General features: G+C 67.6%; 13 protein-coding genes. 9 read left to right on the forward strand and 4 right to left on the reverse strand.

The features are described from left to right. Positions 1 to 250: 250 nt before the first annotated feature. The 5 genes from IB269_RS29300 to IB269_RS07530 all read left to right on the forward strand — a co-directional run bounded on the left by IB269_RS29300 (position 251) and on the right by IB269_RS07530 (position 6,487). Positions 251 to 427, forward strand: a complete 177-nt coding sequence (locus IB269_RS29300) for a hypothetical protein (protein WP_225970968.1) — start codon at positions 251 to 253, stop codon at positions 425 to 427. Between the two features lie 628 nt (positions 428 to 1,055). Continuing rightward, on the forward strand, positions 1,056 to 1,643 hold the full coding sequence (locus IB269_RS07515) for a (2Fe-2S)-binding protein (protein ID WP_013802282.1): 588 nt from the start codon (positions 1,056 to 1,058) through the stop codon (positions 1,641 to 1,643). Beyond that, on the forward strand, positions 1,640 to 3,940 hold the full coding sequence (locus IB269_RS07520; RefSeq protein WP_192366782.1) for a xanthine dehydrogenase family protein molybdopterin-binding subunit: 2,301 nt from the start codon (positions 1,640 to 1,642) through the stop codon (positions 3,938 to 3,940). Before IB269_RS07515 ends, IB269_RS07520 begins: the two co-directional genes overlap by 4 nt. A 17-nt stretch (positions 3,941 to 3,957) precedes the next feature. Continuing rightward, positions 3,958 to 5,289: a c-type cytochrome gene (locus IB269_RS07525; protein ID WP_192366783.1), complete on the forward strand. Its 1,332-nt coding sequence runs from the start codon at positions 3,958 to 3,960 to the stop codon at positions 5,287 to 5,289. An 82-nt stretch (positions 5,290 to 5,371) separates the two neighbouring features. Further along, complete coding sequence (locus IB269_RS07530) at positions 5,372 to 6,487, forward strand: acyl-CoA dehydrogenase family protein (RefSeq protein WP_192366784.1); 1,116 nt, start codon at positions 5,372 to 5,374, stop codon at positions 6,485 to 6,487. Between the two features lie 4 nt (positions 6,488 to 6,491). Here the strand turns inward: IB269_RS07530 and IB269_RS07535 are convergent, their stop codons facing one another. Beyond that, complete coding sequence (locus tag IB269_RS07535; RefSeq protein ID WP_192366785.1) at positions 6,492 to 7,118, reverse strand: TetR/AcrR family transcriptional regulator; 627 nt, start codon at positions 7,116 to 7,118, stop codon at positions 6,492 to 6,494. A 142-nt stretch (positions 7,119 to 7,260) separates the two neighbouring features. Between IB269_RS07535 and IB269_RS07540 the strand changes: the two genes are divergently transcribed. Genes IB269_RS07540 through IB269_RS07550 form a run of 3 tightly spaced genes read left to right on the forward strand, consistent with a single transcriptional unit; the run spans position 7,261 to position 10,235 of the window. After that, positions 7,261 to 8,316: a sugar phosphate isomerase/epimerase family protein gene (locus tag IB269_RS07540; protein WP_192366786.1), complete on the forward strand. Its 1,056-nt coding sequence runs from the start codon at positions 7,261 to 7,263 to the stop codon at positions 8,314 to 8,316. Between the two features lie 39 nt (positions 8,317 to 8,355). After that, positions 8,356 to 9,252, forward strand: a complete 897-nt coding sequence (locus tag IB269_RS07545; protein WP_192366787.1) for an alpha/beta fold hydrolase — start codon at positions 8,356 to 8,358, stop codon at positions 9,250 to 9,252. Positions 9,253 to 9,254: 2 nt separating this feature from the next. Continuing rightward, positions 9,255 to 10,235 (forward strand): alpha/beta hydrolase, encoded by a 981-nt coding sequence (locus IB269_RS07550; protein WP_192366788.1) that lies wholly within the window; start codon positions 9,255 to 9,257, stop codon positions 10,233 to 10,235. 17 nt (positions 10,236 to 10,252) lie between these two features. On the opposite strand, the gene IB269_RS07555 is transcribed toward IB269_RS07550, so the two are convergent. The 3 genes from IB269_RS07555 to IB269_RS07565 all read right to left on the reverse strand — a co-directional run bounded on the left by IB269_RS07555 (position 10,253) and on the right by IB269_RS07565 (position 12,494). Further along, a complete protein-coding gene (locus tag IB269_RS07555; RefSeq protein ID WP_013802290.1) occupies positions 10,253 to 10,462 on the reverse strand; it encodes a DUF4287 domain-containing protein in 210 nt (69 codons plus the stop codon). A 67-nt stretch (positions 10,463 to 10,529) separates the two neighbouring features. Continuing rightward, positions 10,530 to 11,441 (reverse strand): bestrophin family protein, encoded by a 912-nt coding sequence (locus IB269_RS07560; protein WP_192366789.1) that lies wholly within the window; start codon positions 11,439 to 11,441, stop codon positions 10,530 to 10,532. A gap of 150 nt (positions 11,442 to 11,591) precedes the next feature. Next, positions 11,592 to 12,494: a nitroreductase gene (locus tag IB269_RS07565; RefSeq protein WP_192366790.1), complete on the reverse strand. Its 903-nt coding sequence runs from the start codon at positions 12,492 to 12,494 to the stop codon at positions 11,592 to 11,594. A gap of 276 nt (positions 12,495 to 12,770) precedes the next feature. On the opposite strand from IB269_RS07565, the gene IB269_RS07570 reads away from it, so the two are divergent. Beyond that, positions 12,771 to 13,187, forward strand: a complete 417-nt coding sequence (locus IB269_RS07570; RefSeq protein ID WP_012205745.1) for a hypothetical protein — start codon at positions 12,771 to 12,773, stop codon at positions 13,185 to 13,187. Positions 13,188 to 13,263 lie beyond the last annotated feature (76 nt).

The following is a 13,263-nucleotide window of genomic DNA, read 5'->3' on the forward strand; positions in this document are numbered from 1 at the left end:
CTTTTTGCGTGGGGTTTGGGGGAGGATGGCGAGCGGACTGCAAGCGAAAGATGAGGGTGTTGGTGTTCCCGTGACATCCTTCGCAAAAGACACGCGTTCTTGCCTACAAAACTGTTTATTCATACAGTATGATGCAGCCATGAGCATCGATCAGATCGCCTTCGCACTCCCCGCAGTCCTTGCCGTCTGGCTGTCGCAGTCTCGTTCCGTTGCCCTGCGGCGGTGGGCCTGCCTTCTCGGCCTGGGATGCATGCCTTACTGGATATATGTGGCCCTGTTGGCCGGGCAGTGGGGCATGTTGGCCTTGGCAGGCGCCTTTGCGTTGGGCTGGCTCAAGGGGCTTTGGGTGCACTGGCTGGCACCTCGTCGGCGTGAGGCCGTGGGCTCGGGCCTGGGCACCATCCAGATCACGCCGGGTACCCGTTGACGGCTGGGCCGCTGGTCCGCGCCTTGTGTTCATCGATGCTGCAGGCGGGCGCGTGTTTTACGGGCGCTGTGCATGGCGTGCTCGGGAATTTCAAGCGTTCTCACTGGAATTTGATGCAGATAAAAGCCGAGTGTTTTGCTTGGTTGGTGTGATGGCCGGGCCGATGCGCCGGCTGCCAGGGTGGCCCGCTGTCTTTATGCCCAGCCGTGCATGGCTGCAAGACTGGGCCGGGGCCGTGATGCAAGGATTTCTGCCCTTTGTGCACTGTGGTGGTGCGCATCTTTCGGGGCTTGGTGCAGGTTTCCGGATCGGCTGGTAGCGCTGTGTTTTTGTGGATATTTCCGATCTGTATGGTGAGTTATGTGAGCAAAAAGCCACGGAGTTTGCGGGTCTGTGCAGGTCCTTGGATGGACGCCGGCTGGCAGTGATGGGCAAGTCCGAGGCATAGAATCGTTTGCATACAACAGGCAGTCATCTATCAGAGTTGCCTCTAAAAACCACGTGAAAACAGCCCACCCCGTTGGCGGTGGGCTTTCTTTTTCGGGCTTGGCTGCGGCGAGCCCGTCGCCTGATTTTTCAGTGCGCACCTATGGTTTGCACCTGTTGTCAACCACAAGGTTTGCACACGATGAAATTCACTCTCAACCAACAAGAGGTCGAGATCCAGGGCGTGAGCCCTGAGACGCCGCTGCTTTATGTGCTGCGCAACGACATGCAGCTCAACGGTCCCAAGTTCGGCTGCGGCCTGGGCGAATGCGGCGCATGCGCCGTGCTGATCGACGGCAAGGTGGCCCGCTCCTGCTCCGTTCCCGTGAGCGTGGTCCAGGGCATGAAGGTCACGACGCTGGAAGGCCTGTCCCAGGATGCGACCCAGGCCGAGCACGCCCGCGTGGCGCGTGACTGGGAAGCAGCCCATCCGGCCGCCGTGCCGGGGATGCCTGCCGGCAAGCCCGCAGCCGATGCACAGGGCAAGGCCGTCTACCGACTGCACCCTGTGCAGCAGGCTTTCATTGACGAGCAGGCCGCCCAGTGCGGCTACTGCACCAACGGCATGGTCATGGCCCTGGTGGCCTTGTTCGACCACAAGCCCACGGCCACCGACGAGGAAGTCACCCAGGCCCTGTCCGGCCACCTGTGCCGCTGCGGCACGCATGTGGAAATCATGCGTGCGGCTGCTCGCGCCCGCGTGCTGATCGCCCAGGGAGGTGCAGCATGAGTGCATCCAACCCCCTTCAACTGACGCGCCGCAACCTGCTCAAGCTGGGCGGCATGGTCATGGTCAGCTCGGTGGCGGCCGCTGGCCTGGTGGCCGAAAGCACGGGTACGGCGCCCGCCGTGGCCGGCGCCTTCCCCATTCTCCCCATTGACCGGGTGAGCAGCTTCATCGCCATTGGCGCGGACGGCAGCGTCACGGCCTACCACGGCCACGTGGACCTGGGCACGGGCATCCGTACCTCGCTGGCGCAGCTTGTGGCCGATGAGCTCGATGTGGAGTTCGAGCGCATCACCATGGTGCTGGGCCACACAGGCCGCACGCCCAACCAGGGCCCGACCATTGCCAGCAACACCATCCAGGTGGATGCCATCCCCATGCGCAAGGCCGCCGCGCAGGTGCGCCAGCTGCTGCTGGGCCTGGCTGCCGAGAAGCTGCAGCAGCCCGTGTCCGCACTCACCACGTCCAAGGGCGCGGTGGTGGCCAAGGGCGGTCGACGCATTGGCTACGGCGAACTGGCCCAGGGCCAGGACCTGAACATTGCGCTGGACAAGGAAGTGCCGCTGCGCACCGGCGGTTTCAACTACATCGGCAAGTCCGTGCAGCGCGTGGACATTCCGGCCAAGGTGCTGGGCGCGCTGGCCTATGTGCACGATGTGCGCGTGCCCGGCATGCTGCACGGCCGCGTGGTGCGCCCGCCCTATGGCGGTGCCGATGCGTCGGCACCTCTGGGCAGCAGCCTGATTTCGGTGAACGAGCAGTCGGTCGCTCATCTGCCGGGCATCGTCAAGGTGGTGGTGCAGGGCGATTTCGTGGGCATCGTGGCCGAGCGCGAAGAGCAGGCCATTGCCGCCATGCGCCAGCTGGAGGTGAAGTGGAAGGACTGGGCCGGCGTGCCCGACCTGTCGCTGAACGCCATGCACGACACCCTGGTCAAGCACGAGAAGACCGACCGCATGCTGCGCGAGGACGCGGGCATTGACGAGGCCTTCTCGGGCGCCAAGAAGGTGATCGAGGCCGACTACGTCTGGCCCTACCACCTGCATGCCTCCATCGGCCCGTCCTGCGCCGTGGCCGAGGTGTCCGCCAGCCAGATCCAGGTCTGGACCGGATCGCAGAACCCGCACGACGTGCGCAAGGACATCGCCACGCTGACCGGCATGGCGGCCGACCAGATCAATGTGACGCGCCTGGAAGCCTCGGGCTGCTATGGCCGCAATTGCGCGGACGACGTGGCATCCGACGCCGTGCTGCTGTCGCAGGCCGTGGGCCGCCCGGTGCGCGTGCAGCTGATGCGCGAGCAGGAAGCCGCCTGGGAGCCCAAGGGCACGGGCCAGCTGATCCGCGTGCGCGGCGGCCTGGACGAGAACCATGCCGTGCTGGGCTACGAGCTCAAGACCTGCTACCCGTCCAACGACGCGGCGGCCCTGGCCCTGATCCTGACGGGCAAGGTGCCCAACAAGCCCAAGGTGCTGCAGATGGGCGACCGTACGGCCATCCCGCAGTACGAGTACCCCAAGATGCGAGTGGTCTCGCAGGATGCGGCGCCCATCGTGCGCGCGTCGTGGATGCGCGGCGTCTCGGCCCTGCCCAACGTCTTTGCCCATGAGTGCTGGATCGACGAATGTGCCTACCTGGCCGGTGAAGACCCGCTGGCCTACCGCCTGCGCTACCTGAAGGACCCGCGCGCCGTGGCGCTGACGCACGCTGCGCACAAGCAGGCCGGCTGGCAGGATGGCCCGGCCCACCGCAACCCCGCGCCGGCCGACCAGCGCCTGGTCAAGGGCCGCGGCTTTGCCTACGCCCGCTACTACCACAGCAAGTTCCCTGGCTACGGCGCGGCCTGGGCCACCTGGATCTGCGACGTGACCGTGGACCGCGAGACCGGCGTGATCAAGGTGGACAAGGTCTTCGTGGCCCATGACTGCGGCGAGATGGTCAACCCGGCCGGCGTGCGCCACCAGGTGCACGGCAACATCATCCAGTCCACCAGCCGCGTGCTCAAGGAGTACGTGACCTTCGACAGCAAGGGCGTGACCTCGCTGGACTGGGGCGGCTACCCCATCCTGCGCTTTGACGAGCTGCCCGAGATCGACGTGCAACTGGTCGAGCGCCCGGGCGAAGACCCCATGGGCGCGGGCGAATCCGCCTCCGTGCCCAGCGCCGCCGCTGTCTCCAACGCCGTGTTCGACGCCACCGGCGTGCGCCTGCGCGAAGTGCCGTTCACCCCGGCACGCGTGCTGGCCGCACTCAAGGCACAGGCTGCCGATGCAGCCCCGGCCGACAAGGCACAGAACTGAGAGCGGAGGACTGGAACATGCACACACTCAAGAAAATCACCCTCGGCGTAGTTGGCCTGGCCGCCGTGGCCGGCGCCGCCTTCTGGCTGGCCACGGGCCGCAGCGAGATCGCTCCTCTGCAGCAGATCCCGGTGCAGGAATTCAGCCAGCAGCAGATCGACCAGGGGCGCCGCCTGGCGCACATGGGCGACTGCGCTGTCTGCCACACGGCACCGGGCGGCCAGCGCAACGCAGGCGGCCTGGCCATGCCCAGCCCCTTCGGCACCATCTACTCGACCAACATCACGCCCGATGCCGAAACCGGCATCGGCCGCTGGTCGTACGAGGCCTTCGAGCGCGCCATGCGCCATGGCGTGGACCGCGAGGGAAACTACCTGTACCCCGCCTTCCCGTACACCGCATTCACCCGCGTGACCGATGAGGACATGAAGGCGCTGTACGCCTTCCTGATGACCGAGCCGGCTGTCTCCAACGAAGCGCCCAAGACCGCGCTGAACTTCCCGTTCAACGTGCGCCGTGGGCTGGCCCTGTGGAATGCGCTGTACCTGGAGCTGGGCGAGCAGCCCGCGCCCGCCAACCAGTCGGGCGAGTGGATTCGCGGCGCCTACCTGGTCGAAGGCCTGGGCCACTGCGCCGCCTGCCACTCGCCGCGCAACCAGTTCGGCGCCGAGAAAAAGGGTGCCGACCACCTGGCCGGCGCCTTCATCGACGGCTGGGATGCGCCCGCGCTCAACGACAAGGCCGTGGCTCCGCTGCCCTGGACGCGCGAGGACCTGGTCCGCTACATGCAGACCGGCTTCTCGGAGCGCCACGGCGTGGCCGCCGGCCCCATGGCGCCCGTGATCGAAGGCCTGTCCCACCAGTCGGCCGAGGACATCAACGCCATGGCCACCTACCTGATGTCGTACCGCAAGCCCGTGCCAGACGCCGCTAGCGCAGGGGACGCCCAGGCCCTGGTGAAGGAAAAGACCGAGGTTGCCAAGCTGCCGGTCGACGCCCAGGGCTACCGCCTGTACCAGGGCGCCTGCATGGCCTGCCACCGCGCCGACCCCAGCGGCGTGCTGGCCGGCAGCAGCTTCGGGGTGCGTCCCCAGCTGTCGCTGAACACCAACCTGTACAGCGACTCGCCGACCAACGCCATCCATGTGGTGCTCAACGGCATCACGCAACCGGCGCGCCCGCAGCTGGGCACCATGCCCGCCTTCCGCCACAACCTCAGCGACGATCAGATCGCCACGCTGCTCAACACCATGCGCAGCCAGTACGGCCTGCAGCCATGGCCCGGCCTGAGCGACAAGGTCAAGGCCCTGCGCGAGGAAACACGCCCCGGCAAGGTGGCGGCGCACTGAGCCTGCGCTGCGTCATCTGCGCAGCCTGTGCGCTGCGCTAGGATGGCAAGGGACCGCTGTGCCCACAGCGGTCCCTTTTTTTATGGTGACCCGCAAGATGACAAGCCACATACCCGATTTCCCCCTGCTGACCGGCGCCAACCGCCAATGGCTGGATGCACGTGCCCAGGCGCTGGATGCCGGCAACGGCGAGGCCACGGCCGCCGTCGTGCCCTATCTGGCCGAAGCCGGGCTGCTGGGCCACGGCTTGGCTGATGCCTTGGGCGGGCAGGGCGGCCGCGCCGGCAATGCCATCGAGGCGATTGCCCAGGTGGCCGCGCACTCCATGTCCGCCGCCTTTGCCTTCTGGGGCCAGCGCGTGCTGATCGAGATGCTGGCGAACACCGGCAATGCGGCCCTGCGCGAGCGCTGGCTGCCCGCGCTGCTGGCGGGCGAGGCGGCCGGTGCCTCGGGGCTGTCCAACATCATGAAATTCCTCAGCGGGCTGGAGGCACTCAACATCCGCGCCACGGCCCGGGAAGGCGGTGGCTGGCTGCTCAACGGCAGCGTGCCCTGGTGCACCAACCTGCGCGGGCCGCGCTTTCTGGCCGCCATTGCCGTGGCGCGTGACGACGGCGCGCCGCCCATGATCGTGGCCCTGCCGTCCGACCGGCCGGGCCTGGAGCGCTCGCCGGATCTGGAGTTGATTGCCCTGCGCGGCACCAACACCGCCGCCTTGCAACTCAAGGACGTGGCCATCACCGAAGACGATCTGCTGGCCGAGCGCGCCGGCGGATTCCTGCCGCGTGTGCGGCCGGCCTTCCTGGGCATGCAATGCGGCCTGTCCATCGGCCTGGCGCGCGCGGCCTGTGCGCAGGCCGCCTCGCGCATGGGGCAGGGCGGGCATGTGCTGCAGCAGCCGCTGGACGATACGCGCAGCCATCTGGAGCAGGCGGTGGCGGCACTCAAGGCCGGTGTCGAGGCCGGCGATTTCGCGGAGGCGCCCGAGCGGCTTTTCGCGCTGCGCCTGGCCCTGCACGACTGCGTGCAGCAGGCCATGCAGCTGGAGCTGCAGACGGCCGGCGGCCGGGCCTACAGCCTGGATGCGGACGATGGCTTTGCCCGCCGCTGGCGTGAATCGGCCTTCATCCCCATCGTCACGCCCAGCGTGATCCAGTTGCGCGCCGAGCTGCAAAAACTGCAAAAGCTCGGCGCCTGACGGCTCAGTCCGCCTTGGCTGCGGGCTGCAGCGCCGGCTCCAGCGCCGTGTCCAGCAGCAGCAAGGCGGTCTCCACCGCCGCCAGCAGCCGCTGGCGCGGCACGTCATCGCGGGCCTGCACCGATATGCCGTGCAGTTGCGTGGCATAGAAATCCCCCAGCGCCTGCACATCGGTGCCGGCGCGCAACTCGCCTTCATCCAGCGCGCGCTGAAGGCGGTCGATCAGGGACTGCGTGCGCTGGCGGCGGTGTTCGGCCAGCCAGGCGGCGACTGCCTCGTTTTCCTCTGCGCAATTGGTGGCGGCGGTGACCACCATGCAGCCCAGCGGATGGGCATCGTCCGTATAGGTGGCCACGGCATCGCGCAGCACGCGGGCCAGGGCGTCGCGCACACGCGGCTCCTGGGCCATGGCGCGGTCGGCAAAGCCGCCATCACCGGCCTCGTAGCGCTGCACGGCCTCGCGGAACAGGTCCTGCTTGCTGCCGAAGGCCGCATAGATGCGCGCTGACGCAATGCCCAGCGCCTGCACCAGGTCGGCCATGGACGTGCCCTCGTAGCCGCGCCGCCAGAACGCCAGCATGGCGCGCTCCAGCGCCTGGTCTCGGTCAAATTCCCTGGGTCTTCCGGCCATCTTCCTCATCCTTCTCAACAGTCAGGGCGGCATCTTAGCGGCGCCGTGATGCTGTCTTGCATCGGCTTCGCAAAAGCAGCCGCGTTGGCGTGATACTATTCTTTGTCGATCAACAAACAATAGCTCAACGCAAGGAAATCACATGCAGACCATCAAGGGCCCAAGCCTTCATCTGGCGCAATTCGCCGACAACAAGGCACCATTCAATTCCCTGGAAGACATCGCACGCTGGGCGGCCGGCGTGGGCTTCAAGGGCCTGCAGATTCCCGCCTGGGACCAGCGCCTGTTCGACGTGGCCACGGCCGCCAGCAGCCAGACCTATTGCGACGATGTCAACGGCATGCTGGCCTCGCACGGCCTGGTGGCCAGCGAGCTGACCACGCACATCTTTGGCCAGCTCGTGGCCGTGCACCCGGCCTACGATGCCATGTGCGACAGCTTTGCGCCCGAGGCGCTGCGCGGCAATCCGGCCGCACGCACGGCCTGGGCGCTGGAGCAGCTCACGCTGTCGGCCAGTGCATCGCGCCGCATGGGGCTGAGCGACATGGGCACGTTCTCGGGCTCGTTCGTCTGGCCCTATCTGTTCCCGTTCCCGCAGCGCCCGGCCGGCCTGATCGAAACCGCCTTCGAGGAGCTGGCGCGCCGCTGGCGCCCCATCCTCGACGCCTGCGACGAGCAGGGCGTGAACCTGTGCTACGAAATCCACCCCAGCGAAGACCTGCACGACGGCACCAGTTTCGAGCGCTTCCATGAACTGGTGGGCCAGCACGCGCGCTGCAAGATCCTGTTCGATCCCAGCCACTTCGTGCTGCAGCAGCTCAACTACCTCGACTACATCGACATCTACCGCGAGCACATCCGCATGTTCCATGTGAAGGATGCGGAGTTCCTGCCCAGCGGGCGCCAGGGCATCTACGGCGGCTATTCCTCGTGGCTGGAGCGGGCAGGGCGCTTCCGTTCGCTGGGCGACGGTCAGGTGGACTTCAAGGCCATCTTCTCCAAGTTCGCCCAGTACGACTACCAGGGCTGGGCCTCGCTGGAATGGGAGTGCTGCCTCAAGGACCAGGAAGACGGTGCGCGCGAGGGCGTGGACTTCATCAACCGCCACATCATCCGCGTGACCGACAAGATCTTTGACGACTTCGCCGGCGCCCCCGTGGACCAGCGCCAGATCAACGCCATGCTCGGTATCGCCTGAGCACGCCCGCAGCCAAAGAACCTCAAAAAGAATCCAACAATGAACGCTTTCACATCGAACGCCCTGCGCAAGCAGGAAGACCAGGCCTGCGAGTTCTCGCACGACTACGTGCGCATCGACGGCCGCCGCATCCACTGCATCACGGCCGGGCAGGGCGCGCCCGTGCTGCTGATCCCGGGCTGGCCCCAGACCTGGTATGCCTGGCGCCACGTCATGCAGGCGCTGGCGGCGCAGGGCTTCCAGGCCATTGCCGTCGATCCGCCGGGCACGGGCTTTTCGGACCGGCCCGACACCGGCTACGACACGGGCTCCATCGCGCTGACCCTGCACCGCACCATGCTGGCGCTGGGCCATGAGCGCTACCAGGTCGCCGGCCACGACGTGGGCATGTGGGTGGCCTATGCGCTGGCCAGCGACCAGCCGCAGGCCGTGCAGTCCCTGGCGCTGACCGAGGCCGTGATCCCCGGCCTGGCGCCCGAACCCAGCATCTTTGCGCCGCCAGACCAGAACATCTTCCTGTGGCACTTCATGTTCAACCAGCTGGCCGACCTGCCCGAGACCCTGATCGCGGGGCGCGAGCGTGCCTACCTGGAGTTCATGTTCAACCGCTGGTCGCTGCGGCGCGACCGTGTGGCCGTGGACGTCTATGTCGATGCCTATGCCGCGCCCGGTGGCCTGCGCGGCGGCTTTGCCTACTACCGCGCCATTCCCGAAACCATTCGCCAGAACCGCGAGCGTGCGCTGCGCCCGCTGGCCATGCCCGTGCTGGCCATTGGCGCCGAGCACGCCACGGCCGATGCGCCGCTGGCCACGCTGCGCGGCCATGCCGATGACCTGTCGGGCGTGATCGTGCCGGGCTGCGGCCACTTCATCATGGAGGAGGCTGCCGAGCCCTTCATCGCCGAGCTGCTGCCCTTCCTGCAAAGGACGCTGTGACCATGGGCCTGGACACTGACATTGCGCGCTATCTCGCCGAGCTGGCGCAGGCAACCCAGGCCGTGGCCCCGCCCACGCCGCCCACGCTGGCGGCGCTGCGCGAGGCCACCGACGCCGGGCTGCGCGCCCTGCATGGCCCGGCTGAGGCCGTGGCCCGTACCGAAGACTTCACGCTGCCCGCGCGCGACGGTGCGCCGCTGCGCGTGCGCATCTACCGGCCGCTGGCCTCGGACACACCCACGCCCCGGCCCGCCCTGGTCTTCGCCCACGGCGGCGGCTGGTGCTTGGGTTCGCTGGAGGTCTACGACAACCCCTGCCGCGCGCTGGCCATGGCAACGGGCGTCGTCGTGGTCTCGGTGGACTACCGGCTGGCGCCCGAGCACCGCTTTCCCGTGCCGTTGCATGACTTCTGCGATGCCATTGCCTGGACCTTTGAGCAGGCCGATGCGCTGGGCCTGGATCGCAGGCGCATCGGCGTGGCCGGAGACAGCGCGGGCGGCAACCTCGCGGCCGCCGCCTGCCTGCTGGCGCGGCAGCAAGAAGGCTGGGGAGCGGCGGGCGCACCGGCCATCGCCCACCAGCTGCTGCTGTACCCGGCACTGGACGCGGCCATGGATTCGCAGTCGTTCCAGCAGTTCGGCGAGGGCCACTACCTCACGCGTGCGGCCATGGAGTACTGCTATGGCGCGTACCTGGGCGATGCGGCACCGGGGCGGCACGAACTTGTCTCTCCGCTGCGCGCGGAACACCTGGCAGGCCTGCCCCAAGCCACAGTGATCAGCTGCGAATACGACCCGCTGCGCGACGAGGCCGAAGCCTATGCGCAGCGGCTGGCGCAGGCCGGTGTGGCGGTGCAGGCCGTGCGCCTGCCCGGCATGGTGCACGCCTGCATGCATATGCTGGGGCTGGCGCCGGCATCACGCCGCCTGTTTGACGAGGCGGGTGCCGCCGTGCGCCAGGCTTTGGGCACGGCCATCGGCTGAGGGTTGCTGGCTGCAGGTCAGGCCTGTGCCAGGAACACGGCCACCAGCGCATTCGCATGGCCGTGCCCCATCTGGTGCTGGGCCTTGAGCCAGCCCACCAGTTCCATGTGCTTGCGGGTGTCCTGCTGTTGCAGCAGGTCCATCCAGTGCGCAATCGGCTGGCCGTAGGTCTTCTCGATGGAAGGGAAATACGAGGCCGGTCCCTTGACCTTGCTTGTCTCCGTCATGGCGCTTGTCCTTTTTCTGTGATGCGGGTGGCAGATTGTGCCGCCGGCGCTGTCCGGGCCGGCAGGGTCAGGTCAGAAACAGCACATCCTTGTGCTGCGGCGCAGGCGGCAGCACCTCGCCGGTCAGCTCGCGCAGCGTGGCCTCGATCATCTGCGACATGGCGTCCAGCGCCAGGTCGTTGGGCGCCGTGCCGAAGGGCTCCTCCAGCTCGGCGCCCAAGGCCTCCAGCGCGAAGAAGGTGTAGGCGATGAAGGCCACGATCACCGGCGTCATGAAGCCGATGGAATCCACCAGGCCGAAGGGCAGCAGCAGGCAGTACAGGTAGATGGTGCGATGGATGATCACCGCGTAGGTGAAGGGAATCGGAGTGCCCGCAATGCGTTCGCAACCGCCCAGTGCCTCGCCCAGCTTGCACAGCGGCGCCTCCATGGCGGGCACCAGCACCGGCTGCACGCTGCCATCGTGGCGGCGCGCCTGCAGCCATTCGCCGGCCATGAGCAGCAGCACGGCAGGCTTGAAGCGCGCCGTGGACAGGCGTTCGCAGTCGGCGGCGGGCAGCAGGCGGCGCATGTCGGCCGCGGCATCGGTGCCGCGCAACTGGTGGCGCAGCGCGTGCACGAAGGCCGCCAGCACCATGGCCAGAGCCGGGGCGTGCTGCGGCGCGTCCGTCAAGGTCCGGGCCTGGCGTACCAGGGTGCGTGTCTCGTTGAGCAGGGTGCCCCACAGCGTGCGCGCCTCCCAATAGCGCGCGTAGCTGGTGCTGTTGCGAAAGCCCAGGAAGATGGCCAGCGTCAGCCCGATCAGCGAAAACGGCACGAAGTTCAGCGGCACCTTCCAGGCGAACAGCTGGCCATGCAGTGCTGTGACCAGCACGGCGAACAGGGTGGCGGCCATCAACTGCGGCAGGATGTCGGGCAGCACCGAGCCGCGCAGCACGAAGAGCATGCGCAGCCAGTGGGGGCGGGGCCGGATGATCATGAAAGCTTGTTCCGTGATGGAAAAGAGGGCGCAAGAGGGTGCAAGAGGACGCAAGAGGGCGCAGCAGCCCCGCAACTCTAACCGCCCCGCGCAGTCAGTGCGCCACCTGTGCGCCACTTGTGCGCCACCCTGCACGCGCTGGCTGCGGCTTCAAAGATCGCTGCCGTGGCTGTCGTGGTTGCCGTCTGGCTGGAGAAGGGCCTGTGCCGTGACCGCTGCTGCCTGCTCCGCCTGCCATGCCGTGCGCATGGAAGAGGGCGCCACCGTTGCGCGCGGGGATGGCTGGCTGGTGATGGTGCCCAGGCTGATGAAGCCGGCCAGGTGCTCGCCCTCGCGCAAACCCAGCGCTGAATGCAGGGCCGGGTCAAAACAGCGCTCGCCACTGAGCACGATGGCACCAAAGCCCAAATGGTGGGCGGCATTGAGGAAGTTGCCCAGTGCCGCGCCCGCAGCCAGCCATTGCTCACGCACCGGCACGCGCGAGCGCGGCCGGGGCGAGATGATGAAGGCGATCAGCGCCGGGGCGCGCGTTGCATGCTCGCGCGCACGGCGGATATCGTCGGCCGGGGCCAGTGGGTCGCGGCGCAGTTTTTCCTGCTCGAACAGGCTGGCCAAGGCCTCGCGCTGGTGGGCGGGAAACTCCAGAACCCGCCAGGGGTGCAATGCACCATGATCTGGTGAACATAGCGCCGCCTCGATCATCAGGTCCATGTCGCCGCTGTCCGGGCCCGGCATGGCCAGCCGCCTGGGCGAGATGGAGCGGCGCGCCAACAGGGGCGCCAGGCCTGCCCGCTTGCGCGTGTCGGCAAAGCAGTGCTTGAGTGCATCCACCGCCTGGGCGAACTGCCGTGCCCAGGCCAGCACCTGTTCGCCCTCCGGCGTGAACCCCTGGAAGGGTCGGCCCGCGCGCACCAGCGCGTGGCCAAACTCCGCCTCGGCCGAGCGTATGGCCTGGGCCAGCGTGTTGTCGGAGATGCCGCAGGCCTGCGCTGCGCGCGCCCAGTCACGCTCGCGGTCCAGGGCCAGCAGATGGGGGATGTATTTTTGCGTCAAGTCGGTTCTCCAGCACAGCCCGGCGGACTCCGGCGGGCTCCGAGGGGGCGAAGTGCTCCATGAATGGCTTCGTTATATCCGAAAAAATACAATGAAATCCGTCACTCCAGCTTGAACCGAGGCCTGGTGCGGCTTGCGGGCCTGCCGCGATGGCGGGGGCTTGCTTTGGTATGTGACAGGTGCATGGTGCCCTTGCCGAACTGCGGGATTGAACCGATTGCGCAGGCACCGGCACTACAATCTCCGGCCATGTTGCATGCCATCCGGAGCCTATCCATGCGGAGCGCCTTGCTGCTGCTCATCATGGTGGCGCAGCTGCTGATACCGCTGCTGCACAGCCATTTCGGCACTCCGAACCAGGCCGGCCTGCACATCCACGCGGCGCCGTCGCGGGTGGCCGACTCGCATTTCCACCTGTTCGTGGCCCACGGCTCCTTCACCGATGTGGATGAAGACCATGTCGAGCCTTTCGAGGTCGATGTGCAGGACGCCATACAGCCGCTGGACCTGCTGCCCATGCCTTTGCTGGCCGTGGTCGGCCTGGTCTTGCTCACCCTGGGCCTGCGTGCCGCGCGCATGCGCTGCATTGCGCCCCGGCCCGCCCTGCCGCTGCAGCCCATGCGCCTGAGTCCGCGCTGGCGCGGGCGCGTGATACGGCCTTCCCCCGCCCAGGCACCGCCCCTGGCTTCCTGACCTCCCCGGCCTGGTCCACAGGCCCGCCTCAGTCCTTCTTCGCCCGCGCGCCGCGAACCGCCTGCGCGTCGACGGC

The sequence above is a fragment of the Delftia sp. DLF01 genome, assembly GCF_014852125.1.
Lineage (GTDB): Bacteria > Pseudomonadota > Gammaproteobacteria > Burkholderiales > Burkholderiaceae_C > Comamonas > Comamonas acidovorans.

Bases quoted from the DNA above. Each gene is read 5' to 3' on its own strand.
- IB269_RS07560 (WP_192366789.1), bottom strand. From the start codon at position 11,441: ATGATCATCCGGCCCCGCCCCCACTGGCTGCGCATGCTCTTCGTGCTG.
- IB269_RS07520 (WP_192366782.1), top strand. From the start codon at position 1,640: ATGAGTGCATCCAACCCCCTTCAACTGACGCGCCGCAACCTGCTCAAG.
- IB269_RS29300 (WP_225970968.1), top strand. From the start codon at position 251: ATGCCTTACTGGATATATGTGGCCCTGTTGGCCGGGCAGTGGGGCATG.
- IB269_RS07525 (WP_192366783.1), top strand. From the start codon at position 3,958: ATGCACACACTCAAGAAAATCACCCTCGGCGTAGTTGGCCTGGCCGCC.
- IB269_RS07550 (WP_192366788.1), top strand. From the start codon at position 9,255: ATGGGCCTGGACACTGACATTGCGCGCTATCTCGCCGAGCTGGCGCAG.
- IB269_RS07515 (WP_013802282.1), top strand. From the start codon at position 1,056: ATGAAATTCACTCTCAACCAACAAGAGGTCGAGATCCAGGGCGTGAGC.
- IB269_RS07540 (WP_192366786.1), top strand. From the start codon at position 7,261: ATGCAGACCATCAAGGGCCCAAGCCTTCATCTGGCGCAATTCGCCGAC.
- IB269_RS07545 (WP_192366787.1), top strand. From the start codon at position 8,356: ATGAACGCTTTCACATCGAACGCCCTGCGCAAGCAGGAAGACCAGGCC.
- IB269_RS07570 (WP_012205745.1), top strand. From the start codon at position 12,771: ATGCGGAGCGCCTTGCTGCTGCTCATCATGGTGGCGCAGCTGCTGATA.
- IB269_RS07555 (WP_013802290.1), bottom strand. From the start codon at position 10,462: ATGACGGAGACAAGCAAGGTCAAGGGACCGGCCTCGTATTTCCCTTCC.
- IB269_RS07530 (WP_192366784.1), top strand. From the start codon at position 5,372: ATGGTGACCCGCAAGATGACAAGCCACATACCCGATTTCCCCCTGCTG.
- IB269_RS07535 (WP_192366785.1), bottom strand. From the start codon at position 7,118: ATGGCCGGAAGACCCAGGGAATTTGACCGAGACCAGGCGCTGGAGCGC.